Origin of the sequence: Actinokineospora enzanensis DSM 44649, from assembly GCF_000374445.1 — a bacterium.
In the GTDB taxonomy this organism is placed as follows: Bacteria; Actinomycetota; Actinomycetes; order Mycobacteriales; family Pseudonocardiaceae; genus Actinokineospora; species Actinokineospora enzanensis.
In genome coordinates, this window is record NZ_KB894404.1 from 188769 (window position 1) to 214402 (window position 25634).

A 25634-nucleotide genomic window follows, 5' to 3' on the forward strand; every position below is an offset into this window, starting at 1 on the left:
CGAAATCCGTCTCGATCGAGACGGATGGGCCTGTTCCCGAGGATTGGCGATCATCCTAAGTGGACGCGAAACGGGACCCTGCGTTCGACTCCATGGCGAAGCCTGGACAGCCCGATGCCAAGTCGATCATGTCTGTGGATGATCGAGAAATCGGTGTGCACGCTTCGGGAGCCGGTGTGGTTCGCCCGTGCCGGGCGGGGTGGTTTGTCGGGTGGCGGGGTTAGGCTGGCCGTCATGTCGACCATTGCCGCGAATGCCGAGTTGTTGCGGGCGCGCCTGGAGCGGGCACGGGGGGCCGCTGCCGAGCACGGGGCCGAGGCCCTGGTGATCGCGCCCGGGTCGGACCTGCGCTATCTGATCGGGGGCAGTGGGTCCTCGTTCGAGCGGTTGACCGCGTTGGTCGTCACCGCCGGGGAGGCCGTGCTCGTGGTGCCGAAGCTGGAGGCGCCCGGGTACGCGGGCGTGCCGTTGGCCGAGCTGGGTGTGCGGGTGGCGACGTGGGTCGACGGGGAGGATCCGTATCGGCTGGTGGCCGGGTTGCTCGGCGCGCCCGCGCGGATCGCGGTCGGGGATGTGTTGCCCGCGTTGCACCTCCTGCCGCTGCGGGACGCGCTGCCGGGGGTCGAGCAGGTGTTGGCCGGGTCGGTGCTGCGTGGGCTGCGGATGCGCAAGGACGCCGCCGAGGTGGCCGCGTTGCGGGCCGCGGGCGAGGCCATCGACCGGGTGCACGCGCGGATGGGGGAGTGGTTGCGGCCGGGGCGGACCGAGGCCGAGGTGGGGGCCGACATCTCCGCCGCGATCGTGGCCGAGGGGCACGCGCGGACCGAGTTCGTGATCGTCGGGTCCGGGCCGAACGGGGCAAGCCCGCACCACGACGTGTCCGACCGGGTGATCTCCGCGGGTGACGTGGTCGTGATCGACATCGGCGGGATCACCGACGCGGGCTACAACTCCGACAGCACCCGCACCTACGCCGTCGGCGAGCCGCGCGACGCCGATGTGGCCGCCACCTACGCGGTGCTGGCCGAGGCGCAGCGGGCGTCGGTGGCCTCGGTGCGGCCGGGCGTCACCGCCGAGTCGGTGGACGCGGCCGCGCGCGAGGTGATCGCGGCCGCCGGGTTCGGCGAGTACTTCATCCACCGCACCGGCCACGGCATCGGGCTCGACGTGCACGAGCACCCGTACATCGTGGCGGGCAACGACCTGGTGCTGGAGCCGGGCATGGCGTTCAGCGTCGAGCCGGGCATCTACCAGCCGGGGCGCTGGGGTGCGCGGATCGAGGACATCGTGGTGGTCACCGATTCCGGTGTGGAGTCGCTGAACAACCGGCCGCACGAGCTCGTGGTGCTGCCCGGATGACCGGCGAACTCGAACCGATCGACAAGGCCATCGTCCGCGAGCTGTCCGCCGACGGCAGGCGCAGCTTCACCGAGCTGGCCGAGCGGGTCGGGCTCAGCGTGTCCGCGGTGCACCAGCGGGTGCGCAGGCTGGAGCAGCGCGAGGTCATCCGCGGCTACTCGGCGCGGCTGGACTCCGAGGCCATCGGGCTGCCGCTGACCGCGTTCATCTCGCTGGCCCCGATCGACCCGGCGGCCCCGGACGACTACCCGCAGCGGCTGGAGCACATCCCGGAGATCGAGGCCTGCTACTCGGTCGCGGGCGACTACTCCTACGTGCTGCTGGTGCGGGTGCCCTCACCGGTCGGCCTGGAGGAGCTGCTGCGCAAGATCCGCGAGGCGGCCAAGGTGTCCACCCGCACCACGGTCGTGCTGTCCACCCCGTACGAGGGACGGTCGCCCGCGCTCTGACGCCGCGTTCGGTGGCCGGACGCGCACGCCCGGTGATCAAGATCGAACCCGGGGTCTCGAATCCGTAGCTTTCGCAGGTCCGGGCCGTTCCCGCCGGTAGCCTCCGACGCCATGCAGGTCCCCTGGAGAGCCGCCCCCCGCGCGGCCGGGTCGAGCCCGATGACGGTGCTGGTGGCGTTCGTCGCCGCGCTGCTGCTCGCCTTCGTCGGCGCGGCGGCGGTGCTGCACGCGAACGCGGCGGGCAGCGCGGCGATCGGGTACCAGGCCGGTCGGCTGTGCGAGCAGACCGTGCCGCCGGTGGCCGACGGCAACCGCGTCGCCCTCGACGACGCGCAGGCCGTGCTGCGGCTGGCGCGGGCGAAGGGGCAGGCCAACGGGTTCCCCACGATGGTCGGCGCCGTCTACTCCGGGGTGCGGCAGTGGGACTTCGGCGGGCGGCACCCGTGGTCGCAGTTCGGCTACCGCGACGGCGCCATGGACAACCTGACCGTGCTGGAGGGCGGCGGCCGGGACGGGCTGTGGGTGCCGCGCAGCCTCGCGGATATCGCCGGGATCAAGCTCGGCGACCGCGGCCTGCAGGGCACCCTGCCGCCGGTCACCGCGATCTACGCCGACGTCACCGACCCGGCGCCCGCCTACTGGTGCGCCGAGGAACGGCGGGTGGTCGCCAACCCGCTGGCCCCGGAGGGCGCCACCGGGCCGATGGTCTGGTTCCCCACGCTGGAGTCGTTCGCCACCTCGATGGGCCCGGTCGTCGGCCGCAACAGCGCTGCGGTCACCGTGCGGTTCCCGGTCGACCGGCTGCCCACCACCGTCGACGAGGGCGCCGACCTGGTCGGCCGCGGGCAGCGGGTGCTCGACGGCATCTCGGCCGGGCTGCGCGCCGAGAACAAGACGCAGCTGGTGACCCTGGGCAACTACTTCGCCCGACCGGTCGACGTGGCCCGCGACGCGAGCGACACCGTGCGGGACGCGGTGCTGCCGTTGACCGTGATCAGCCTGCTCGTCGGGCTGGCGGGCGTCGGCGCGGTCACCGTGCAGTGGGCCCAACGCAGGCACGCCGAGCTGCGGCTGCTGTGGGCGCGCGGGGCCGGTCCGATCGCGCTCGGCTGGCGGGCCGTGCTGGAGCTGGCGGCTCCGTTGCTGTCGGGCGCGGTGGTCGGTCTGGTGGCCGCCCGGTTCACGATTTCCTGGTACGCGCCGTCGGACCAGCTGACCGACGGCGTCGTCCCGTTGGCCGCCGCCGTCGCCGGGGCCGTGCTGGTGGCGGCGTTGGTCGTGGTCGGCGTGGTGACCGCGTCGCGGGCGCACCGCACGTTCCAGGCGGGTGGCACGCGCCGCGCGGGCCGGGCCTGGCGGCTGGTGCCGTGGGAGCTGCTCACCGCGGGTGCCGCCTACCTGGCCTGGGCGCGCCTGCACAACACGCCCACCAAGCTCGTGTTCGGGCAGCCGCTTCCGCAGACCGCCGACGCGGTCGGGCTGGCGTTCCCGCTGCTGGTCGTGCTCACCGTCGCCCTGGTCACCGTGCGGCTGGCCCGCTGGGGGCTGCGCGGCACGCACCGGGTCTCGCTGTGGCGGGTGCCGTCGGTGCAGCTGGCGCTGCGCAGGCTCGCCGCCGCGGCCGGGTCCGCGGTGGGCATCCTGCTGGTCGGCACGCTCGCGGTCGGCACGCTCACCGTGGGCGTGGGGGTCGCGGATGCGCAGAGCACGGCCCTGGACACCAAGTCCGGCCTGTTCATCGGCGCCGAGTCGACCACCCAGATCCCCACCGACGTCGGCCGCAAGGGGCTGCCGCCGGAGATCGCCGCGCAGGCCACGCTCGTCGGCGTGCTCAAGACCGACGACGGCATGATCCTGGTCGTCGACCCGGCCACCTTCGCCCGCTCGGCCTGGCTGGGCGACCACGACCCGGACGACATCGCCGCCCAGCTCGCCGCCCTCGCCCCGACCGGCGGCGGCGTCCCGGCCCTGCGGGTCGGCTCCGCCCCGGACGCGTCGCTGCGGCTGCAGCGGGTCGGCGAGGTCCACCCGATCGGCCGGACCGCCACGTTTCCGCTGATCGGCACCGGCCGCGGCTGGGTCGTCTCGCGCGCGGCCGTGCCGGACCTGCGGGAGATCGACGTCTGGCAGGCGTGGTCGTCGCTGCCGGGCGAGCGGCTGGTCGCCGGGCTGGACGCGGCGCACATCTACCACCTGCACCTGCGTACCCGCGCCAAGGCGCTGGACGGGCTGCCGTTCCTGACGGTCACCTGGACCTTCGACTTCGTGACCGCCCTGGGTGTGGTCCTCGCCGTGGTCGCCGCCGCCGCGCTGGTGCTGGCGGTGGAGGTGCGACGCAGGCAGAACGCCCTCGCCGGGGCGTTGGCCACGCGCATGGGGCTGCGACAACGCACACTGGTCGCCAGCCATCTCACCGAACTCGGCTCCCTGGCCGGGATCTCGGTCGCGGCGGGCAGCGCGGCGGGCGCGGTGTGTGCGGCCGTGTCGGCGCCGATGCTCGACCCGTCACCGTGGCTGCGGCCGGTCGCGGGCGCGCCGGACCTGGTGCCGCTGGTGTCGCTCACGACCTCGGTGGCCGCGCTCGTGGTCGCGCTGGTGTGCTGGGCGGCGGTGCGTTCGGTGAACACCGCCCGAGTGGGGGAGCTGATCCGTGGCTGAGTCCTTGTTCGACGCCGAGCCCTTGTTCGACGAGGTCGTGCCGCTATATGAACTGCGCGGCGCGCACGTGGAATACCGGACGCCCGCCGGGGTGGTGCCTGCGGTGGAGGACGTGACGTTCGACGTGCCCACCGACGGGATCACCGTGCTGGCGGGGCCTTCCGGCTCCGGGAAGTCCACCTTGCTGCGCGTCCTGGGCCTGATCGACCGGCACACCGCCGGGGCGGTGGCCTGGCAGGGGCGCGACATCCGCAATCTGTCCCACCGGGCGCGGCGGGCCGTGCGCCGGGACCGGATCGCCATGGTGTTCCAGGCACCGCCGGACAACCTGATCGGCCACCTGACCGTCGCCCAGAACCTGCGCGCCGCCGCCCAGTCGGCGGGCCGCCCGGACGCCGACGACGGAATCCTGGAATGGCTGGGCATCCCCGGCACGGGCGACTGGAAGGTGGGCGCCCTGTCCGGCGGCCAACAGCAACGACTTGCCTTCGGGTGTGCGATGGCCCGCCGCCCGGCGGTGGTGTTGGCCGATGAGCCGACCTCCCAGCTGGACGCCGCCTCGGCCGCGCTGGTCCTGGATGTGCTGACCCGGCTGGCAGGGGAGGGCGTGGCGGTGGTGGCGGCCTCGCACGACCCGGACCTGGTCTCGTTGGGGCAGCGGGTGGTGCGGTTGCGCGAGGGGCGGGTCGAGGGCATCGAGGGGGTGGCCGCGTGAACAGCTCGACCGTGGTCGAGGCGGTGTTGGTGGCGCGGGGGCTGACCCGGGCGTTCGCGCACGCGGATGGGCCGGTGGAGGTGTTGCGGGGGGTCGATCTGGAGGTGGTGCCGGGCGAGGTGGTCACCGTGTCCGGGCGGTCCGGGTCGGGGAAGAGTGCGTTGTTCGCCCTGTTGTGCGGGTTCGACAAGCCGGACTCGGGGAGTGTCGAGGTGTGTGGGCAGGTGATGACCGGGGCGCCGGAGTGGGGTGACTGCGCGGTTCTGCCGCAGGCGCTCGGGTTGGCGCAGGAGCTGACGCTGGCCGAGAACGTGGCGTTGCCGTTGCGGTTGTCGGGGCGCAGGGACGTCGTGCACGAGCGGGTCACGGAGTTGTTCGCGGAGCTGGGCATCTCGCGGCTGGCCGACCGGTACCCCGGCGAGGTCTCCTACGGGCAGCAGCAGCGCGCCGCGCTGGCGCGGGCGATCGTGGGGCGGCCTCGGGTGTTGTTGGCCGATGAGCCGACCGCACACCTCGACCATGGCAGTGTCGCTGCCGTGTTGGCGCTGCTGCGGCGGACCGCGCAGGACGGTGCGGCGGTGCTGGTGGCCACCCACCACGATGAGGTGCATGCCATCGCGGATCGGCGGTTGGCGCTCGCCGATGGGCGGGTCGTCCCGGTCTGACCGCTTCCGTCCGGACCGATACCGTGGGTCCAGGGGACGGCGAGGGGGACGCGATGCTGGGGATGACCGAGGTGATCACCCGCGACGGTGCGTGGGTGTTCGACTTCGAGACGGTGCGGATCACGCCGGGCTCGGGCGCGCACCCGCTGCGTCAGGCGCTCGGGGATCTGGCGGTGCCGTTGGCCGCGATCGAGACCGTGGTGTTCGAGTCCGACCGCAAGGGCGGCACCCTGCGACTACGCCCCCGGCGCGGCGCCGACCCGCTGGTCCAGGCCACCGGCGGCGCGCTCCCGACCGCCGCCGATCCGTACCGGCTGGCCGTCGATGCCGGGGCGGTCGCCACCGCGACGTCCTTCGCGGCCGGGGTGCGGGACGCGCGGATGGTCGCGGGTGTCCCGGTCGAGCCTGCGGCCGAGTACCTCATGCCCGGCCCGGACGTGCCGTTGTCCACCACGGGTGAGGACGGCACGGTCACTTTCGACGGCGAACGCGTCCGTCTGGAATGGGGCTGGGCGGCGTCGACGGTGAAGAAGTCCGCCGGTCCGCGCGAGCTGCTCCTGTCCGACCTGGTCGGTCTGGAATGGACGACAACGCAACTCCGCTTCCGCACCGCCGACTCGACACCCGCGCCCGCCGCCGCCGAGGACCTGCACTGCCTGCGGCTATGGGGGTTCAAGAAGGACATCGCCCACTCGGCCCTGGTCGCGGCGGCCGTCCTGGCCCGACTGCCACACCCGAGCGTGCCACGGCCGGAGCCGGAAACCCCACCCGCGCCGGGTGAATCCCCCGACACCGTCCTACGCAGACTCCGCGAACTCGGCGACCTGCACCGCGACGGTGTGCTGACCGACGAGGAGTTCGCGACCGCGAAACAGGCTCTGCTGCGTCGACTCTGACCCGCTAGGCGCTGTCCCGCAAGTCCGGCACGCGCTATCCGCGCCCGCGCGGCCTCCGGCCGCACGGGCGGAAAGCCCAAGTACAACCCGGTACGTGCGGCTTCCCGCCCGCACGCCCAGAGACCACGCGGATCACGGATCCCGCGCACCAGACTTACCGGACAGCGCCTAGACTCACTCGCGATGACGCGGTGGATGACTCGGTACCGGTGGCATGCGGCGGTCCTGGTGTTGGTGCTGGTGCTCGTGGGCACCACCCTGGTGCTGCTCCGGCCGGAGCCGCCGCCCGCCCAGGGCCCGCCGAACGGTCCCAGGGTGCTGGTGGCGATGGGCGACAGCACCGTCTCGGGAGAGTCGGCAGGCGACTACGAACCCGGCACGGACGGCACCGACGGCGACTGGTGTCACCGTTCGCGGAACGCGTCCATCCACCAGACCGGCCTGCGCGGCATCGTGGAGACGATCAACCTGGCCTGCTCCGGCGCGAACTCCGCCCAGGTCGGCTTGGGCGACACGAAGCAGTACACCGAGGGCTCGCAGACGGCTCGCCTGGCTGAACTGGCTCAGAAAAAGCGTGTGGTGGCGATTCTGGTGGCGGTCGGCGCCAATGACGACCCCGGCTTCTCGCATGTCCTGGACGACTGCGTGCAAGCGTGGTTCGACCAGGGCAAACCCGGCTGTGCGGACTCGGTGGGGCCCGACTGGCAGCGGCGGGTGGACGCGATGGTGCCCAAGGTGGACAAGGCGCTCGCGGATATCCGGTCGGTGATGTCGAAGGCCGGTTACCAGAACTCGGACTATCAGTTGGTGTTGCAGTCCTACGCGGCGCCGATCAGTCCTGATATCCGGCCGGAGCTGCGGAATCTCAACGGGTGCCCGTTTCGGGAGGTGGATCTCCGATGGGTTCGGGAGGCGGCCGTTCCCAAGATCACGGCGGGGGTGCGGCAGGCTGCTCGGGACTCCGGGGCTCGGTTGCTGGATATCTCGCGGGCCGGGTTGACTCGGGAGGCTTGTTCTCGGGAGAAGCCGGAGGAGGAGTGGTTCAGTCGGTTGGCCGTGCGCTGGAACGATCTCGGTGACGATGATCGGGCCAGTCACGCGTTGCAGGAATCGTTTCATCCCAACAAGGCTGGGCATGCTCAGATCGGGCGCTGTCTGGGGGAGTTCCTGGGGACCGAGTCGCCCGCTGCCGCTTGTCTGGCGGGTGCGGACGGCAATCTCCATGCTGCCAATAGCATCGGGCCGTGACGTGAGATTCGCGGTAGGTGTCGGTTTTCGACGGCCTGCCTTCGGTCCGCGCCTGGTTGGCGGTGCCGCGCCCGCCCGGCGCGGCACCGCCAATCCTCGAATTACAACAACGGGTAGCGTCGGTCGTTACGAGGCTCTGCCCGGTCCAGGTCGGTCAGACCATCGGTGCCGCGCGAGCTGACAGCAGGCGCGGTCACGTTCGCCCACCGAAGAACGGCGGCAGTGGCCGCATCCTTGTCGGCAGGGCTCAGCGCCGCGATATTCGCGCCGTGGTTGGCTCCGGGAGCCGTGTAGACGGATGAGTCGTGGCAGCTGGGTTGGAACTGCTCGGCTCCCCACGGGTCATTGCTCCCGTAGATGAACAGCATCTGCGAAGACTGCGTTCGTACCCACCGGTCCACGTCGATCATCGGTCGGGGGTCGTGCGGGCGACGCAGTTCCTTCGGCAGGTTGGAGTTCGCCTGGTAGAGCCCGGGGTACCGCAACAATCCGCGCAGGTGTTCGAACTTCGGTGCGGGCCACCCGAGCTGCGTCGCCGCCTGGTAGTAGTACGGGTTGTACTTGGTGATTCCCTGGTCGGCGTAGAAGGCGAACCCGGCGGTGGCGTCGATGAAGGCGTACAGCTCGTCATCGGACGCGGTCTTCACCGGCACGCTGGGACAATCGGACTGCAACGAGTACTGCCAGAAAGCCCATTCGGTATCGAGAACCGTCTCCTCGTAGGCCCGGTCGATCGACCCCAGGGTGTTGAAGGTCCACTTGTTCGCGTCGGCCGTCGCCTGGTACTTCGCGACCATGGCCGCGCGCCGCTTGAGAGCCTCCTTCTGCACGTCCTCCAACTTCGTCCGGCAGTCGCGGTCGCCGACCGTACGGAAGAACCTGTCGTAGGCCCGGTCCTCGGTGTTGATCACGTCGTTGGGGGCGACGTAGGCGACCACGCCGTCCACGTCGTGCGGGTAGAAGCGGCGGTGGTACACCGAGGTCATGCCGCCCTTGCTGGCCCCGGTGGAAATCCACCTGGCCGAATAGATGGGCTTCAGCGCCTGCACGATCAGGTGATGATCGGTGGCGGCCTGCCAGATATCCAGGTCATCCCAGTCGGCCGGATCGGGCCGGGACGGGGTGAAGAACCTCTGCTCCACCGAGATCTGGTTCCCGTCGACCAACCGGGTCGGCTCCGACCGGAACGGGTAGTCGGGCATGTCGTACCCGGTGGTGTGCAGGATCATCGGCCGCGAAGTGTCCTTGTGCAGCAGCTGGAACCGCTGCTCGAACGTCGCGCCACGCGGGTTGTGGTGGTCGACCGCTTGTCTGAACGTGAGCATGAAGAACCGGTAGCCGTCGGTGGTCTGCGTGTCGGACACGATCGTCAGGCCGGGGATCGCGCGCAGCCGGTCGGCGATGTCCTTGGTGTTCTGTGCTGCGGTGTTCTGTGCTGCGGACAGCGAGTCCGTCCTGGCCGGTGCGGCCTGCGCCGGGGTCGCCCCGACGACCAGGCCGACGGCGGTGGCGGCCGCCAGGACGGCGACTAACGCCCGGTTTCCGCGGTTGTGCACGGCCCAACTCCTCGGTCACGGGCCGCCCTGGCGGCGGCCGGGGGCCAGAGTCTTGCGCACCGCCGTCGGTGTCGGAAACCCGCTGACAAACGCGCCACGACAGATGTCGGCGGCCGTTCGACGGGTGTCGTCCCGGTCGGCCCGGGAGCGGACACCCGTTCGGCCTAGTGGTGCACCACTAGCACCGCCGGCTGTCCACAGTGGAGTCGGTTAGCCGAGGTAGTCCGGGTGCGCCTGCCAGTACCGCCTGCCCGATTCCGGGAGGGTGGAGATCGGGTCGAAGTACGGGTAGCGGCGCTGCAGGATCTCGGCCTGGTCGCCGCCGGTCGCGCGTTCGGTGCCGGCCAGGTAGTTCTTCGTCCAGTAGGACACGCCCAGTTCGCGGTCGTACTCGGCGACCTGGTGCACCCAGCGTTTGCCCACGTACGGCACGTCGCAGATGATCCGGGGGGTGGCGTAGCCGGGCAGGTAGCCCATGATCGCGTGTTGCAGCGCCTGCGCCTCCCAGACGGCGACGCGCCAGTGTTCGGCGTTGGGGATCATGTCGCACATGTAGAAGTAGTAGGGGAGGATGTTCGCCTCGCCCTGCAACGCGAAGCACAGGTCCAGCAACGCCTCCGGGGTCGCGTTCACGCCCCGCATCAGCACGCCCTGGTTGCGCACGTCCCGCACGCCGACCTCCAGCGCGGTCCGGGCGGCCTCGGCCACCAGCGGGGTCACCGACTGCGCGTGGTTGACGTGGGTGTGGATGGCCAGATTGACACCGCGCCGCGAGGCGGTGTGCGCGACCCGTTCCAGGCCCTCCACCACCGACGGCTGCAACCAGTGCTGCGGCAGGCCCGCGAGCGCCTTGGTGGCCAGCCGGATGTCGCGGACGGTCTCGATGTCCAACAGCCGCATCAGGAACGACTCCAGCTGCTTCCACGGCACGTTCGCCACGTCGCCGCCGGAGACGACCACGTCCCGCACGCCCGGGGTCCGCCGCAGGTAGTCGATCATCCGGTCCTGCCGGTCCACCGGCTTGAGCGCGAGCTTGTGCTTGTCCACCTGCGGCGTCGAGTTGCCGACCAGGTCCATCCTGGTGCAGTGCCCGCAGTACTGGGGGCAGGTGGACAGCAGTTCGGCCAGCACCTTGGTGGGGTAGCGGTGGGTCAGGCCCTCCACCACCCACATCTCGGCCTCGTGCAGCGAGTCCCTGGTCGAGTGCGGGTGACTGGGATGGACCGGGTCGCGGTCGGAGCGCACCGGCAGCATGTAGCGGCGCACCGGGTCGGCCAGGAACGCCTCGGTGAACTCGCCGGGCGCGGCGTGCGGGGCCATCGTGTTGAGCATCTGCGGTGGCAGCAGCATCGACATCGTGGCCAGTTCGGCCTGGTCGGCGGCCAGGTCGGCGTAGAACGACTCGGTCAGCAGGTCACCGGCGACGCGGCGCAGCTGGCGCTCGTTCTTCACGCAGTTCGCCCGCTGCCACTGCGCGTCCCGCCACTGCGCCTCGGTGACGTGCGCCCACCCGGGGAAGCGGCGCCAGTCGGGCTCGATCAGCTCGCGGCGCGCGTACTCGTAGGGCTGGCCGAACAGGTGGGCGTCCGACTTCTCGACCAACGTGACCATCTCGGGCATCGCAGTCATATGTACTCCTAGCCGCTAGAGTGGCGTAAAGATATGCTGCCACAATGTCGCTGCGCCGTAAATTTTTCGGCCTGAATCTGGAGGGGGTGGGGCGATGAGCGGGTTCCCGGTCGGCTCGCCGTACGGGCTGCACCGCGTGCTCGACCCGGTCGGCGTGCTGCCCCAGCAGGCCCGGCGCCTGGACCCCGACCCGCGCCCCTACGCCGACGAGGTCGTGGTCGACGTCGAGCGGCTCAACCTGGACGCCGCCTCCTACCGGCAGCTGTGCGAGGAGCACGGGGACGACGTCCGCGCGGCGGTGCTGGCGATCGTCGTCGAGCGCGGGAAGATGCAGAACCCGGTCACCGGCTCCGGCGGCATGCTGCTGGGCACCGTCCGCGCGGTCGGCCCCGACTCGCCGCTGGGCCTGCGCCCCGGCGACCGGATCGCCACCCTCGTCTCACTCACCCTCACCCCGTTGCGGATCACCGACGGCCTTGCCGACTGGGACGGCGCGAGCGAGCAGGTCCCGTGCGCGGGCACGGCTGTCCTGTTCGGCCGTTCCATCGCTGCCGTGCTGCCCGACGACCTGCCGGACGCGTTGGCGCTGTCCGTGCTGGACGTGTGCGGAGCGCCCGCGCTCACCGACCGTGTCGTGCGCGAGGCGGGGGAGGGGGTGTCGGTGTGTGTGTTGGGCGGAGGCGGGAAATCCGGGTCGTTGTCGCTGGCCGCTGCCCGCCGCGCGGGGGCGGATCGCGTGGTGGCGCTCGTGCCCACGGAAGCCGAGGCCGACGCCGTGCGCGCGGCCGGGCTGGCCGACCAGGTCGTGCTCGCCGACGCTCGTGACCCGGTCGCCGTGGCCGAGGCCGTGGGCGCGCCGGTGGACGTCACCGTGGTCTGCGTGGACGTGCCCGGCTGCGAACACGGCGCGATCCTCGCCACAGCCGACGGCGGCACGGTCGTGTTCTTCTCGATGGCCACCTCGTTCTCGGCGGCCGCGCTGGGCGCCGAGGGACTGGCCGCCGACGTGCGCATGCTGGTCGGCAACGGGTACGTCCCCGGGCACGCGGCGTTCGCGCTCGACCTGCTGCGCGCCGAGCCCGGGGTGCGGGCCCTGTTCGCCGCCCGCGAGACTCGGTCACCGTGACCACCACACTGCTGCTCGGCGGCCGGGTCCACTCGCCCGCCGACCCCGACGCCACCGCCCTCGCCGTCCAGGACGGGACGGTGGTCTGGCTCGGGCAGGACTCCGTCGGCCGCGCGCTGCACCCCGGCGCCGAGGTCGTCGAGCTGGACGGCGCGTTCGTGACGCCCGCGTTCGTGGACGCGCACGTGCACGCCACCTCGGCCGGGCTGTTGCGCACCGGGCTGGACCTCACCGGCACCCGGTCGCTCGCGGAGTGCCTGGCCGCGGTGACCGCGCACGTCCGGGCCACCGGGGACACGCTGGTGTGGGGGCACGGCTGGGACGAGACGGCCTGGCCCGAGCGACGCCCGCCCGCCCGTACGGAGATCGACGCCGCCGCCGGGGGCGTGGCCGTGTACCTGTCCCGAGTGGACGTGCACTCCGCCGCGGTCAGCACCGCGCTGGTCGAGCGCGCCCCGGGCGTGCGCGACGCCGACGGCTACCACCCCGAGGGCCCGCTGACCCGCGACGCCCACCACCGGGCCCGGCGCGCCGCCCAGGACGCGATCAGCCCGGCCCAGCGCGCCGCCGCGCAGACCGGGTTTCTCCGGCACGCCGCCGCCATGGGCGTGGCCTGCGTGCACGAGTGCGCCGGTCCGGACATCTCCGGCCCGGACGATCTCGCCGAACTGCTGGGCCGCACCGGCGACCTGCCCGATGTGGTCGGGTACTGGGGCGAGCGGGGCTCGGCCGATCTCGCCGCCAAGCACGGCGTGCGCGGTTTGGCGGGCGACCTGTTCGTGGACGGCGCCCTGGGCTCCCGGACCGCCGCCCTGTGCGCGCCCTACGCCGACGCGGACACCTCCGGCGCCCTCTACCTGGACGCCGCGCAGATCGCCGAGCACCTGATCGCCTGCACCGAGGCGGGCATCCAGGCCGGGTTCCACGTGATCGGCGACGGCGCGGTGGCCGAGATCGTCGAGGGCTTCGCGCGCGCCGAGGCGGTCACCGGCCTGCCCGCGCTCGCCGGGTCCCGGCACCGGCTCGAACACCTGGAGATGGTCACCGGCGAGCAGGCCGGGCGGCTGGGGCGCTGGGGCGTGGTCGCCTCGGTGCAGCCGCTGTTCGACGCGGCCTGGGGCGGTCCGGACGGCATGTACGTCGACCGGCTCGGGCCCGAGCGCGGCGTGGCGCTCAACCCGTTCGCCCGGCTCGCCGCCGCGGGCGTGATCCTCGCGCTGGGCTCGGACTCCCCGGTCACCCGCGTCGACCCGTGGGCGACCGTGCGCGCCGCCGTGCACCACCGCACGCCCGGGTCCGGCCTGTCGCCGCGCGCCGCGTTCACCGCCCACACGCGCGGCGGCTGGCGCGCGGCCGGGGTCGACGACGGTCTCACCGGGATGCTCGTGCCCGGTGCCCCCGCCACCTACGCGATCTGGGACGCGACGGACCTGGTCGTGGCCGCGCCGGATTCCCGGGTGCAGCGCTGGTCGACCGACCCGCGCTCCCGCGTCCCCGCGCTGCCGCCGTTGGACCCCGACGCGCCGCTGCCCACCTGCCTGCGCACCGTCCTGCGCGGACGCGTGATCCACAACCGGAGCTGATCGAGAGAGAGGAGCCGCGATGCCGCTGCTGGACCTGGACCCGGCGGTGGTGGCGACCGCCCGGCGCCTCGCCGCGGCGGCCGCCGCCCCCGTGGTGGAGATCGCCCGCTCGCACACCACCACCTCGCTGGAACGCGCGACCCTGCGGCTGGCCGGTATCACCGGCGCGGACAGCACCCACCGCGCCGGTGACGTGCCGTGGGTGAACCGGGTCGTGGACACCGTCGCCGAGCAGTGCGGCCTCGAACACGGTGTGTGTGGCCCGGTCTTCCACGCGCTCCGCGAACACGACCTGACCAGCCTCACCGAACTGGCCGAGGCAACCGCCGCCGGACAAGTCCGGTACCGCGTGCCCACCGGCGCCGACGGCACCCGCGCGTACAAGGCCGCCCGCGCCGCCGTCGCCAAAGGACTCCGCACGGTCGACCGCAACCGCGCCCAGCGCGACAAGCTGGTGGCCAGGCTCGGCGACCCGCCGCGGCGGCCGTGGATCTACCTGATCGTCGCCACCGGCGACATCGACGAGGACGTGGTCCAAGCCGCCAACGCCGCCCGCGCGGGCGCCGACATCATCGCGGTGATCCGCTCCACCGGACAGTCCCTTTTGGACTACGTGCCGGAAGGCGCCACGCACCACGGGTTCGCGGGCACCTATGCCACCCAGGAGAACTTCCGGATCATGCGAGCGGCCATGGACGAGGTGTCCAGGGAGGTCGGCCGCTACGTCCGGGTCACCAACTACGCCTCCGGCCTGTGCATGCCGGAGATCGCCGTGCTGGCCGGCCTGCAACGGCTGGACATGATGTTGAACGACTCCATGTACGGCATCCTGTTCCGCGACATCAACCCCATCCGCACCTTCGTCGACCAGCGGTTCTCCCGTCAGGTGCACGCCCGTGCGGGCATCATCATCAACACCGGCGAGGACAACTACCTGACCACGGCCGACGCGGTCGACGCCGCGCACACCGTCACCGTGTCCCAGCTGCTCAACGAACACTTCGCGCACGAGGCCGGGCTGCCGGACGCGCTGCTGGGCCTGGGCCACGCGTTCGAGATCGACCCGCGGGTGCCGGACTCGTTCCGGCTGGAGCTGGCGCACGCGCTGCTGGCCCGCGAGCTGTTCCCGGACGCGCCGCTGAAGTGGATGCCGCCGACCAAGCACATGACCGGCGACGTGTTCAACGGCTACCTGCTCGACGGGTTCTTCAACCTCGCGGGCGTGCTCACCGGCCAGTCGATCCTGCTGGTCGGGATGATGACCGAGGCCGTGGTGACGCCGTTCCTGTCCGACCGCGACCTGGCCCTGGCCAACGTCCGCTACGTGCTGGCGGCCGCGGGCGGGCTCGCCGAGGACTTCCGGCCCGCCCCGGACGGCCTGATCGTCAAGCGCGCCCACCAGGTGCTGGGGGAGGCGGTCGACCTGCTCGGCCGGATCGTGGACGACGGCCTGCTCGCCGCCATCGCCGACGGCACGTTCGGGCTGATGAAGCGGCCGCCGGACCGGGGCAAGGGTGCCGACGGCGTGGTCGCCAAGGCCGACGACTACCGCAACCCGGCGATCGACCTTCTCGACGAGGGGGCAGGCCGATGACCGCCGAACCGCGGCACGTCCGCCCGTACGGCGACACCAGCGGCGACGGCATGGTGCAGACCTCGTTCACCCTGCCGGTGCCGCACGGCCCGCGCGCGGAGGGGGCGGCACTGCTGCTGGCGGCCAAGATGGGCATGGACCCGGCCATGGTCGTGCACTCGCACGCGATCGGGCCCGACTTCACCTTCTTCGTCGTCTACGGCTCGGTCACGCACATCGTGGACATGGCCGACGTGCACGTCGTCGAGCGCGAGTACCCGCTGCTGCCGCCCGGCGAGGTCAACACCGCGGTGAAACGGCTGCTGCGGCGCAAGCTGGTCGTGGTCGGCGCGTGCATCGGCACCGACGCGCACACCGTGGGCATCGACGCCATCCTCAACATCAAGGGCTTCGCCGGGGAGAAGGGGCTGGAGTACTACCGCGAGCTGCGCGTGGTCAACCTCGGTGCCCAGGTCACCGTGCCCGAGCTGGTCAAACGCGCGCGCACGGAGAAGGCCGACGCGGTGCTGGTCTCGCAGGTCGTCACCCAGCGGGACGCGCACATCCTCAACACCCGGGAGATGTCCGCGGCGTTCCGCGAGGCGATGGGTGCGCGTCGGCCGCTGCTGATCGCGGGCGGTCCCCGGTTCGATCCGCGGATGGCAGGCGACCTGGGCGTGGACCGCGTGTTCGGGCGCGGCACCACCCCCGGCGAGGTCGCCAGCTATCTCGCCCACGCCATCACCGTCCGGAAGGAGCCCGCCGCGTGAGCCCCGTCGAAGGTCTGTCGGTCACCCACCGCCGCTACGTCCCGCACGCACACGCCCACTACGGCGGCGGGCTGGTCGACGGCGCGTTCTCGCTCGGCCTGTTCGGCGATGTCGCGACCGAGCTGTGCGTGCGCACCGACGGCGACGAGGGCCTGTTCGCCGGGTACGCGTCGGTGGCGTTCCTGGCGCCGGTGCGGGCGGGCGACGTGGTGGAGGCGACGGCGATGCTGACCAGGGTGGGTACCCGGTCCCGGGACGTCGAGTTCGAGGCACGGGTGGTGTGCCGGTCGGCGCCGGAGCGCGGGCCGTCGGCCGCGGACGTGCTCGACCCGCCACTCGTGGTGACTCGTGCGACTGGCACTGTCGTGGTACCCCAATCGGGTGAGAGTGCGTCGACTGTTGCGCCGAGTGAGTGATCTTGGGTGGCGCTACTCCGAATGGTGGTAGCGCCACTTGCGTCGGTCGGGTGAACGCTGATAACAAGCCTGGGAACAGTCGCTTACCGATCGATGGCCAGACCGATGTACCCAGGTGTCATCGCGTCGCCGGGCCCACGCCCCGGTCGCCCCGCTGACGGAGGACCATGCCGACCGAGCTCGTCGAGGTGCAGCAGGTCCTCGACCACGCGCCGGACAAGGTCTGGGAGGTTCTCGGCGACCCCGGGCTGTACCCGAGGTTCGTCCGCGAGATCGCCTCGGCCGAGCGCGTCGGCGGACCGGCCAGACCCGGCCGCGGCCCCGTCTACCGGGTCCGGTTCAGCCCGCGCCGCGGCGACCCGGTCGCCGACCAGGTCGAGGTCCTGGTCAGCCGACCCGCCGAACACCTGGTGCTGGTCGGCCCGAACTGGGCGGGCGGGCACATCGCCATCCGGCTGGAACCGGCCGCGCGCGAGCGCACCCACGTCGAGGTCGTGGTGTCGCTGCCCGAGGACCTGACCGCGGGCACCACGCTCACCGCCGCCTGGCTGCGCAAGCGGATCCGCAAGGCGCTCGGCCGCGTCGACCACCACCTGTCCGGCCGCGCCATCACCGTCTCGCCCGCCCGGCTCGACCAGGCCGCGCGCGGGCAGTCCACGCTCACCGTCGCGCGCACCCTGGCCCGTGCGGGCGTGCTCACCCCCGGCCGACCCGACCGGGTCGCCCGCCAGCTCAGCGCGCTCGCCCGCTGGGGCGCCACCCTGGTCGGCGGCTACCGTGCCGCGGCCGCCCGCGTGCCGGACGCGGTCGCGATCATCGACGAACGCGGCAAGCTCACCTTCGGCGAGATCGACCACCGCACCACCCGGCTGGCCAACGCGCTGGCCGAGCACGGCGTGCGCGGCGGGCGGCGGGTCGCGGTGATGTGCCGCAACCACGCCGGACTGGTCGAGGTGACCATCGCCTGCGGCAAGCTGGGCGCGGACGTGCTGCTGCTCAACACCGGCCTGTCCGCCGACCAGGTGGCCGACCTGGTGGAGGCGCACCGCCCGATAGCGCTGCTGGCCGACGACGAGTTCGCCCCGCTGTTCCACAACCTGCCCGCCACCCTGCCGTGGATCTCCACCTGGAGCGCGGGCCCGGGTGAGCTGACCGTCGACGCCCTGATCGGCGCCGCCCCCGCCACCCAGGTGCGCCCGCCGGATCGCCCCGGCAAGATCATCGTCCTGACCTCGGGCACCACCGGCACGCCGAAGGGCGCCCGCCGCCGCAACCCACCCGGCCTGGGCTCCGCGGCGGCGGTGCTGTCCCGCATCCCGCTGCGCGCGGGGGAGCGGATGCTGGTCTCCGCGCCGGTCTTCCACACCTGGGGCCTGGCAGGCGTCCAGCTGGCCATGCCGCTGCACGCCAGCGTCGTGCTGCACCGCCGCTTCGACGCGGAGGCGACACTCGCGGCCATCTCCGAACTGAGCTGCACCGTGCTGTTCGCGGTGCCGGTGATGCTCCAACGGATCATGGCCCTGCCCGAACGCGTCCGCGCCCGCTACGACACCACCAGCCTGCGCGTGGTCGCCTCCAGCGGCTCGGCGTTACCCGGCCCGCTGGTCACCGCCTTCATGGACGCCTACGGCGACATCCTCTACAACCTGTACGGCTCCACCGAGGTCTCCTGGGCCAGCATCGCCGACCCCGCCGACCTGCGCGCCGCCCCCACCACCGCGGGCCGCTGCCCGGTCGGCACCCGCGTCGGCATCCTCGACGCCGCCGGTGAACCGGTCGCCCCCGGCGCGGTCGGCCGCATCTGCGTCGGCAACGACATGCTGTTCGAGGGCTACACCAACGGCACCCACAACGAGATGCACGACGACATGATGGTCACCGGCGACCGCGGCTACCTCGACGCCGACAGCCGCCTGTTCATCTCCGGCCGCGACGACGACATGATCGTCTCCGGCGGCGAGAACGTGTTCCCCCGCCCGGTCGAGGAACTCCTGCTGACCATGGACGGAATAGCCGACGCGGCCGTGGTGGGCGTCCCGGATCGCGAGTACGGCCAGCGGTTCGCGGCATATGTGGCCCTGGAACCCGGCGCCCGACTCGGCGCCACCGCCGTCCGCGACTTCGTCCACGACCACCTGGAACGCTTCTCCGTCCCCCGTGACGTGATCTTCGTACCCCGAGTACCCCGCAACGCCACCGGCAAGATCATGCGCCGGCTGCTGATCGAACAGGACTGACCCGCCGAGGCCGGGCCAGGGCCAGGAGGAACGCGCCCAGGCCTGCCATGACCAGGCTCATCAGGTAGGAGTCGCGGTAGCCGAGCTTGGCCGCGACGCCCAGGAGGGGGCCCGCGATCATCGAGCCCGCCACGGTGGTGTTGGTGTAGAGGGTGGTCGCGGTGCCGGGGCGGTCCGGGGCCAGTGACTGGAAGTAGGAGATCCCGACTCCCGCCACCGACGCGATGACCACCGCGTTGAGCACCTGCGCCGCCGCCACCTGCCACAACGACCCGGTCAGGTACATGGCGGTGTGGTAGCCGAGTGCGACGACGGCACCGGTGAGCACGAGCAGGTGCTGGTCGGCCTTGATGGCCAGCACGCCGAGCCAGATCATCAGCGGGATCTCCAGCGCCGCGCACAGCCCGAGGATCAACCCGGCGTCCGCGGGCCCGCCGCCGTGGTCGGCCGCCACGAACAGCGGGAGCGTCATCACGCCGAGCGATCCGGCGCCCTGGATGAGGACGAACGCGGGCGCGGCGAACCACACCTGCCGGGGCAACGGGCCGGGGCGGACGCGGGGCTTGGTCGGGTCGTGCGCGACCGTCCCGGGGTCCGGCAGCCGGAACGTCAGCACGGTGGCGAGCGCGTAGCAGACGGCGACGGCCCCGAACAGGCCACGGAATCCGCTGACCGCGACCAGCAGCGCGGCCAGCGGCGGTCCGGCGACCCAGGACACGGAGATCAGCGTCCGCAGGCCGCTGATGATCAGCGGGCCCTTGGTCGTCCCGGACCGCAGCACCGCGTGTCGGGCGAACGCGAACATCTGCGGGATCAGCGCGGACGCGACGGCGACGAGGGTGGTGGAGACGGCGAGCAGGGCCCAGTAGTCCCGCAGGAAGACGTAGAGCGAGTACCCGATCGCCCCGGCGACCCCGCCGACGCGCAACAGCAGGCGGCGGTCGGTGCGGGTGTCCGACAGCCGCCCGATCACCGTGCTGACGACCACCCCGGCGACCGGGGTGGCGAGCAGGAACGCGCCCAGCGGCACCGGCTGTACGCCGACGTCGCCGGTGAGGAACACCGACAGGAACGGCACGGCCAGCGCGTTGGCGACACCGACGGCGACGCAGGTCGCGCCAAGGGGGACGAAGGATCGGGGACGGACGGGGACAGGGCTCTCGGCCACACCGGTCACCCCAGCATCCTGACACCCGATCAACTCCCCGGTCCCCGCCCGTGAGCGAGCCCACGCGACGTTCGGGAGCGTTCTCACCGTGTGTGCGCGACTCGATCGATTCCGACCATCTTGACCGGGCGTTCCTCTCGATCGGCGAGACGCGAGACCGGCCCGGACAGCCGGGAGACCGCGGGAGCGTCCGGGGTCAGAGGACGGCGTAGGCGCGGACCGGGAAGGTGCCGAAGTCGACCACGGCCGGGGGTGCGGCGTGGAAGCGGAAGCCGGAGGTGGGGAGTTGGTCCAGGCCGCGCAGGTGTTCGACGACGGGGATGCCCGCGGCGAGCAGGGCGGTGTGGACCGGGCGGTCGGGGGCGTCGGTGGAGTCGATGTTGAGGCTGTCGATGCCGACCAGGGCCGCGCCGTTCTCGACCAGCCAGTGGGCGGCGTCGGCGGTCAGGTGGGGGTGGTCGGTGAAGTAGGCATCGGTGCCCCAGTTGGCGTCCCAGCCGGTGTGGACGAGCACGGCGCGGCCGGTCACGTCGAAGGGCAGCAGGGCCGCCTTGTCGATCGCGCGCAGGCCGTCGCCCGCCACGCGGACGACGAGGGCGTCCAGGTCGGCGAGGCGGTCCAGGGGCAGGCCCGCCAGGTCGGTGCCGTCGGCGTAGCGGTGGAACGGGCTGTCCAGGTAGGTGCCGGTGTTGGCGACCATGGTGATCCGGCCGATGTGGAACTCGGTGCCGGGGCCGTAGTGCGCCCGGGAGGCCTCGCGGGACAGGTGGTCGGACAGCTCCGGGCCGGGCACCCCGGGGTAGGTGATCATGCCTTCGCGAATCGGGTGGCTCAGGTCCACCAGCCGCCTGGTCGGGCGCTCGGCGGTCTCGACGCCGCGGGAGCCCTTGTGCGCCTCGGCGATCATCCGGGCGTTGGCCACCTCGACCGTGCCGACCATCAGCAGGCCGAGGTGGCGCACCAGCGTCTCGCCGACCGCCGCCTCGTCCAGGGTGGACGTGGGGGAGTCCAGGCGGAACCCGCGCACGCTCAGCGAGCCGCCGTTGCGGAAGGAGATCTCGGCGTCGAACTCGACGCGCCACTGCTGTCCGGTCACCTCGCGGACGCTAGCAGCGCCGTCCTGATCGATTCACCGCTGACTCTCCACTTCAGACTGAGACACCGCACACCCTCACGCTCAAGTCGAGCTTGAGTGTTGCCTCTGACCTGGGCGGACGACCCACACAGGATGATCACATTCCCCACACAGAGGTCTCAGACCGCTGCCCGTACGCTGACCGCGTGGTCGCCCCCGCCGTGTCCCCGGAGCCGGGACTGAGCAGTTCGCCCGCCCCGGCCCGCGCCCGGTGGCTCCCGGTGACGCTGCGGTCGCTCGCCGCCGCGGCCGCGGGCGGCCTGCTGTTCCTCAGCGTGCCGCCGCGCCCCACCTGGTGGCTGGCGCCGCTGGCGTTCGCTGTGCTCGGCCTGCTGCTGCACCGCCGCCGGTTTCGCGGCGCGCTCGGCTACGGGTTCCTGTTCGGACTCGGGTTCATGACGCCGCTGCTGTCCTGGACCGGCATCTTCGTCGGCGCCGTCGCCTGGCTGCCGCTCAGCGCGCTGGAGGCGCTGCTGGTGGCGGTGCCGTGCGCGGCCATCGGCATCGTCACCCGGCTGCGCGGCGGGGTGCTGTGGGCGGCGCTGCTGTGGGTGGCGGGGGAGACCCTGCGCGCGCTGTTCCCGTTCGGCGGCTTCCCCTGGGGCAAGATCGCGTTCAGCCAGCCCGAGGGCCCGTACCTGTTCCTCGCCGCCCTGGGCGGCACCCCGCTGGTCGCCTTCGCGGTCACCCTCAGCGGCTTCGGCCTCGGCGAGCTGGTCCGTCGGCTGACCGCCCGGGAGCGCGCGCCCCGGCTGCTGGTCGCCCCCGTGCTGGCCGCGGTGCTGCCACTGGCCGCCGGGCTCGCCACGCACCCGCTGGTCGGCACCGACGCGCAGGCGGGCGAGGTCACCGTGGCCGCCGTGCAGGGCAACGTGCCGCGCGCGGGCCTGGACTTCAACGCCCAGCGGCGCGCCGTGCTCGACAACCACGTCAAGCGCACCGAACAGCTGGCCGCGGACGTGCGCGCGGGCCGGGTGGCCAAGCCCGACCTGGTGATCTGGCCGGAGAACGCCTCCGACATCGACCCGCTGCGCAACCGCGACGCCTACGAGCTGATCGACAAGGCCGCCAAGGACGTCGGGGCGCCGATCGCGGTGGGCGCGGTGCTGATCGACAAGGACGACAACCCGCGCAACACGGTGATCCTCTGGGACCCGGTGCAGGGGCCCATCGACCAGTACACGAAGCGGCAGCTGCAGCCGTTCGGCGAGACCATGCCGTGGCGCGGCTTCTTCCGGATCTTCAGCTCGGCCGTGGACCGCGCGGGCCGGTTCGTGCCCGGCACCGAACCCACCGTGTTCGCCATGGGCCAGGCCCGGGTCGCGCTGGCCACCTGCTACGAGGTCGCCTTCGACGGGGTCGTGCGCGACTCGGTGCGCAACGGCGCAAGCCTGCTCGCGATCCCCACCAACAACGCCACCTTCGGCCGCAGCGAGATGACCTACCAGCAGCTGGCGATGGACCGCGTGCGCGCCGTCGAACACGGCCGCGCCGTGGTCGTCGCGGCCACCAGCGGGGTGTCCGCGATCGTCCACCCGGACGGGACCGTGTCCCAGCGCACCGACCTGTTCACCCCCGCGGCGCTGGTCGAACGCGTGCCGCTGCGCACGGCGACTACCATGGCGGACCGATTGGGTGCCTGGCCCGAGTGGGTCATGGTCGCCGCCGCGCTCGCCGCACTGGTCGTCGGACTGGTCACGGCCCGCCGCGGCAGACGACCGACCGCCGCGGACGAGGCGCCGTCCGGTGCGGGGGAACCCACGAACTGACCAGGTGTGACAGGCTTGAACACTTGATCATGCCTGCGCCGAAGCACGGGGAGAGGAAACATTCGGATGGACCAGGGGCGGCTCGAACCGGTACTGGTGGTGATCCCGACCTACAACGAGCGGGAGAACCTGGAGCCGATCGTGACGCGGCTGCACGCCGCGCTCCCGACGGCACACGTGCTGGTCGTCGACGACGGCAGCCCCGACGGCACCGGTGACCTCGCGGACAAGCTCGCCGCCTCGGACGACCGGGTCAACGTGCTGCACCGCACCGAGAAGGCAGGCCTGGGCGCCGCCTACATCGCGGGCTTCGGCTGGGCCCTGGAACGCGACTACGCGGTCGTGGTCGAGATGGACGCGGACGGCTCGCACGCCCCCGAGGACCTGCCCCGCATGCTGGACGCCCTGGGCGACGCCGACCTGGTGCTGGGCTCGCGGTACGTGCCCGGCGGCAAGGTCGTCAACTGGCCGTGGCACCGGCAGTTCATCTCCCGGGGCGGCAACGTGTACGCCCGCCTCGCCCTCGGCGCCAAGCCCCGCGACATCACCGGCGGCTTCCGGGCGTTCCGGCGGGCGGTGCTGGAGAAGCTGAAGCTGCACACGGTGGCCTCGCAGGGCTACTGCTTCCAGATCGACCTGGCCTGGCGGACGATCGAGGCCGGGTTCACCGTCGTCGAGGTGCCGATCACGTTCACGGAACGGGAACGCGGCGAGTCGAAGATGAGCGGGTCGATCGTGCGTGAGGCTTATCTTCGGGTGACGAAGTGGGGCCTGCGGCGGCGGGGTACCCAGCTGGTGAAGCTTTTCAAGCGCTGATCGGGATCTTCGACGGGCCCGCTGAGTCATCAGCGGGCCGATCGGGGTGTTCTGTTGTTGGTGGTGCCGGAAGCGTGGTCTAGTGGTCCCGGGCGACCGCAGCCGGAGCCGGATCCGCCTGTTCCGGCATCACCGTGGGCCGCCGCATCCACACCCCATGCGGTCGAGCCAGTAGGTCAGCCAACGGCTCGGGCTTGCCGAGATGGAACCCCTGCGCCACCCGCACCCCCAACCGCGACAACGCCTCCACCTGGGTAGCCCGCTCAACCCACTCGGCCACCACCGACAGCCCCAACCCGCGGGCGATGTCCACTATGCCCTGGACCAGCACGGTGTCCCGGCTGCCGTAGTCGATCCCGTGCACGAACTCGCCGTCGATCTTCAACCCGGTGATCGGCAGCTGCTTCAAATGGACGAACGACCCGAACCCGGACCCGAAGTCGTCCAACGTGATCCGGCAGCCACTGGCCCGGAGCTGCTGGGCAAGACTCCGCGCGGCGTCCAGGTTGGTCACCGCCGCCGTCTCCGTGATCTCGAAACCCAGCCGCCCTGGCGCGACGCCTGCGGCGGTGAGCCGGTCCAGCACGAACCCGCCGAAGTCCTCGTCCTCCAGCGTCCGCCCGGACACGTTGACGTTGAACCGCAGTCCCGGATAAGGGTGCGCCACCAACGCCTCGATCGCCTTGTCCGCCACCCACCGGTCGATCTCGAAAACCAGGTCGCTGCGCTCGGCGGCCAGCAGGAACTCTCCCGGCCCCAGGTGCGGCTCGCGACCATCCTCCAGCCGCAGCAGCAGCTCGTGGCCGATCACCCGGCCACTCCCGAGCTTGACCATCGGCATCGCGTTGAGCACGAACCCACCGTGCTTCAACGCCGCACGAACACGCTCGATCACGGTCACGCGTAAAGCCGTGTCCTGGTAGTGGCCCTGCTCGTACACGGTGACCCGGTTACGACCGGCCGCCTTCGACGCGTACAGCGCCATGTCGGCGTTGGCCAGGACCTCCTGCCACCCCGCCCCCGAGTCGAACGTCGCGATGCCGACGCTGATGGTGATGCGGCTGGCGCCCGCGACGCCGGACATCGGGATGGCCGCGATGGCGTTGCGCAGGCGGTCGGCCGCCGCCACCGCCTCGCGTTCGTCCGTGTCGGCCAGGACGGCGGCGAACTCGTCGCCGGAGAGTCTGCCCAGGACCCTGCCCTCGCCGCCGCCCAGGCGGTCGCGCAGCAGGGAGGCCAGGGTGCACATGACGCGGTCGCCGGTGGGGTGGCCGTGCAGGTCGTTGATGTCCTTGAAGTGGTCCAGGTCCAGCAGCAGGAACGCGCCGCGCGCGCCCCTGGCCAGCTGGCGTTCCAGCTCGCGGGTCAGCGCGCGGCGGTTGGGCAGGCCGGTGAGCGGGTCCTCGTCGACCATGCGCAGGAGCTCGTCCTGGTGGGCGGCCAGGCCCGCCGAGTCCAGCTCGCGGGCGCGCCAGCGGGAGACGTCGATCACCCGGTAGAGCAGCTGCCTGCGCGGGCCATGGGTGCAGCGGATCTCCAGCCACCGGTAGCCTGCGCCGTCGGGCAGCGGGATGGACACCACCACGTCGGTGCCGCGCGGGCCGTCCGGGGCACCGGCCAGCAGGGCGGGCAGCGAGCGGTCCGTGGTCTGTTCGACGGTCAGGCCGAGCAGCGCGGCCATCGCCGGGTTGACCCAGCGGATGTGGCCGCGGTGGTCGGTCAGCGCGAACGCGGTGTCGGTCGCGGCGAGGACGTCGCCGGGGCCGTCCGCCCGGACGTCCGCGTCACCCGTGTGCTCGCTGGCCGTGCTCTCGCCGTGTGTCACCTGACGCCCTCCACCGCGCGGTCACGCCCGCGACCGGCCAC

At 72.2% G+C, this 25634-nt stretch carries 20 protein-coding genes; 15 read left to right on the top strand and 5 right to left on the bottom strand.

Features of this window, described 5'->3' with window-relative positions; translation table 11 throughout:
- The first annotated feature begins 234 nt into the window (after positions 1-234).
- The 7 genes from C503_RS0103610 to C503_RS0103640 all read left to right on the top strand — a co-directional run bounded on the left by C503_RS0103610 (position 235) and on the right by C503_RS0103640 (position 7990).
- Positions 235-1359: a M24 family metallopeptidase gene (locus C503_RS0103610; protein WP_018680839.1), complete on the top strand. Its 1125-nt coding sequence runs from the start codon at positions 235-237 to the stop codon at positions 1357-1359.
- A complete protein-coding gene (locus C503_RS0103615) occupies positions 1356-1808 on the top strand; it encodes an Lrp/AsnC family transcriptional regulator (protein WP_018680840.1) in 453 nt (150 codons plus the stop codon). Before C503_RS0103610 ends, C503_RS0103615 begins: the two co-directional genes overlap by 4 nt.
- 111 nt (positions 1809-1919) lie before the next feature.
- Positions 1920-4466 carry a hypothetical protein gene (locus C503_RS0103620; protein WP_026315948.1) on the top strand — a complete coding sequence of 849 codons (2547 nt, stop codon included), beginning with the start codon at positions 1920-1922 and terminating at the stop codon, positions 4464-4466.
- Positions 4459-5181 carry an ABC transporter ATP-binding protein gene (locus tag C503_RS0103625; protein WP_018680842.1) on the top strand — a complete coding sequence of 241 codons (723 nt, stop codon included), beginning with the start codon at positions 4459-4461 and terminating at the stop codon, positions 5179-5181. Before C503_RS0103620 ends, C503_RS0103625 begins: the two co-directional genes overlap by 8 nt.
- Complete coding sequence (locus C503_RS0103630; protein WP_018680843.1) at positions 5178-5846, top strand: ABC transporter ATP-binding protein; 669 nt, start codon at positions 5178-5180, stop codon at positions 5844-5846. The genes C503_RS0103625 and C503_RS0103630 overlap by 4 nt, the downstream gene beginning before the upstream one ends.
- Positions 5847-5899: 53 nt before the next feature.
- Entirely contained in the window at positions 5900-6742 is an 843-nt protein-coding gene (locus C503_RS0103635; RefSeq protein ID WP_018680844.1) for a DUF4429 domain-containing protein, read from the top strand.
- A 183-nt stretch (positions 6743-6925) separates the two neighbouring features.
- Complete coding sequence (locus tag C503_RS0103640; protein ID WP_018680845.1) at positions 6926-7990, top strand: GDSL-type esterase/lipase family protein; 1065 nt, start codon at positions 6926-6928, stop codon at positions 7988-7990.
- Between the two features lie 101 nt (positions 7991-8091).
- Here the strand turns inward: C503_RS0103640 and C503_RS0103645 are convergent, their stop codons facing one another.
- Both C503_RS0103645 and C503_RS0103650 read right to left on the bottom strand, forming a co-directional pair.
- On the bottom strand, positions 8092-9546 hold the full coding sequence (locus C503_RS0103645) for a S28 family serine protease (RefSeq protein ID WP_018680846.1): 1455 nt from the start codon (positions 9544-9546) through the stop codon (positions 8092-8094).
- A gap of 210 nt (positions 9547-9756) precedes the next feature.
- On the bottom strand, positions 9757-11175 hold the full coding sequence (locus C503_RS0103650; protein ID WP_018680847.1) for a KamA family radical SAM protein: 1419 nt from the start codon (positions 11173-11175) through the stop codon (positions 9757-9759).
- Between the two features lie 94 nt (positions 11176-11269).
- Here C503_RS0103650 and kdd point away from each other — a divergent pair, with 94 nt between their 5' ends.
- The 6 genes from kdd (at position 11270) to C503_RS0103680 (ending at position 18880) form a co-directional block, all read left to right on the top strand.
- The gene (kdd, locus tag C503_RS0103655) at positions 11270-12301 is read left to right on the top strand and encodes an L-erythro-3,5-diaminohexanoate dehydrogenase (protein ID WP_018680848.1); all 1032 of its coding nucleotides are present in this window, start codon (positions 11270-11272) and stop codon (positions 12299-12301) included.
- Entirely contained in the window at positions 12298-13884 is a 1587-nt protein-coding gene (locus C503_RS0103660; protein WP_018680849.1) for an amidohydrolase, read from the top strand. The genes kdd and C503_RS0103660 overlap by 4 nt, the downstream gene beginning before the upstream one ends.
- Positions 13885-13903: 19 nt before the next feature.
- Positions 13904-15478, top strand: coding sequence for a lysine 5,6-aminomutase subunit alpha (gene kamD / locus C503_RS0103665; protein ID WP_018680850.1), 1575 nt, complete (start codon positions 13904-13906; stop codon positions 15476-15478).
- On the top strand, positions 15475-16227 hold the full coding sequence (gene kamE, locus C503_RS0103670) for a lysine 5,6-aminomutase subunit beta (RefSeq protein ID WP_018680851.1): 753 nt from the start codon (positions 15475-15477) through the stop codon (positions 16225-16227). Before kamD ends, kamE begins: the two co-directional genes overlap by 4 nt.
- A complete protein-coding gene (gene kal / locus C503_RS0103675; RefSeq protein ID WP_018680852.1) occupies positions 16224-16643 on the top strand; it encodes a 3-aminobutyryl-CoA ammonia lyase in 420 nt (139 codons plus the stop codon). Before kamE ends, kal begins: the two co-directional genes overlap by 4 nt.
- 167 nt (positions 16644-16810) lie before the next feature.
- A complete protein-coding gene (locus C503_RS0103680) occupies positions 16811-18880 on the top strand; it encodes an AMP-binding protein (protein ID WP_018680853.1) in 2070 nt (689 codons plus the stop codon).
- Here C503_RS0103680 and C503_RS37740 read toward each other — a convergent pair.
- Both C503_RS37740 and C503_RS0103690 read right to left on the bottom strand, forming a co-directional pair.
- Positions 18849-20048 carry a sugar efflux transporter gene (locus C503_RS37740; RefSeq protein WP_063710758.1) on the bottom strand — a complete coding sequence of 400 codons (1200 nt, stop codon included), beginning with the start codon at positions 20046-20048 and terminating at the stop codon, positions 18849-18851. The two genes, C503_RS0103680 and C503_RS37740, sit on opposite strands and share 32 nt — an antisense overlap.
- Before the next feature lie 196 nt (positions 20049-20244).
- Positions 20245-21144 (bottom strand): cyclase family protein, encoded by a 900-nt coding sequence (locus tag C503_RS0103690; protein WP_018680855.1) that lies wholly within the window; start codon positions 21142-21144, stop codon positions 20245-20247.
- A 185-nt stretch (positions 21145-21329) separates the two neighbouring features.
- Here C503_RS0103690 and lnt point away from each other — a divergent pair, with 185 nt between their 5' ends.
- Entirely contained in the window at positions 21330-22952 is a 1623-nt protein-coding gene (gene lnt / locus C503_RS0103695; RefSeq protein WP_018680856.1) for an apolipoprotein N-acyltransferase, read from the top strand.
- 66 nt (positions 22953-23018) lie between these two features.
- On the top strand, positions 23019-23768 hold the full coding sequence (locus C503_RS0103700) for a polyprenol monophosphomannose synthase (RefSeq protein ID WP_018680857.1): 750 nt from the start codon (positions 23019-23021) through the stop codon (positions 23766-23768).
- A gap of 79 nt (positions 23769-23847) precedes the next feature.
- Here C503_RS0103700 and C503_RS0103705 read toward each other — a convergent pair whose 3' ends face one another.
- A complete protein-coding gene (locus tag C503_RS0103705) occupies positions 23848-25593 on the bottom strand; it encodes a putative bifunctional diguanylate cyclase/phosphodiesterase (RefSeq protein ID WP_018680858.1) in 1746 nt (581 codons plus the stop codon).
- Between the last annotated feature and the right edge of the window lie 41 nt (positions 25594-25634).

Coding starts and splice junctions, on each gene's coding strand:
- C503_RS0103615 (WP_018680840.1), top strand. CDS start 1,356: ATGACCGGCGAACTCGAACCGATCGACAAGGCCATCGTCCGCGAGCTG.
- C503_RS0103610 (WP_018680839.1), top strand. CDS start 235: ATGTCGACCATTGCCGCGAATGCCGAGTTGTTGCGGGCGCGCCTGGAG.
- C503_RS0103640 (WP_018680845.1), top strand. CDS start 6,926: ATGACGCGGTGGATGACTCGGTACCGGTGGCATGCGGCGGTCCTGGTG.
- kdd (WP_018680848.1), top strand. CDS start 11,270: ATGAGCGGGTTCCCGGTCGGCTCGCCGTACGGGCTGCACCGCGTGCTC.
- C503_RS0103635 (WP_018680844.1), top strand. CDS start 5,900: ATGCTGGGGATGACCGAGGTGATCACCCGCGACGGTGCGTGGGTGTTC.
- C503_RS0103700 (WP_018680857.1), top strand. CDS start 23,019: ATGGACCAGGGGCGGCTCGAACCGGTACTGGTGGTGATCCCGACCTAC.
- kamE (WP_018680851.1), top strand. CDS start 15,475: ATGACCGCCGAACCGCGGCACGTCCGCCCGTACGGCGACACCAGCGGC.
- C503_RS0103620 (WP_026315948.1), top strand. CDS start 1,920: ATGCAGGTCCCCTGGAGAGCCGCCCCCCGCGCGGCCGGGTCGAGCCCG.
- C503_RS0103650 (WP_018680847.1), bottom strand. CDS start 11,175: ATGACTGCGATGCCCGAGATGGTCACGTTGGTCGAGAAGTCGGACGCC.
- kamD (WP_018680850.1), top strand. CDS start 13,904: ATGCCGCTGCTGGACCTGGACCCGGCGGTGGTGGCGACCGCCCGGCGC.
- C503_RS0103680 (WP_018680853.1), top strand. CDS start 16,811: ATGCCGACCGAGCTCGTCGAGGTGCAGCAGGTCCTCGACCACGCGCCG.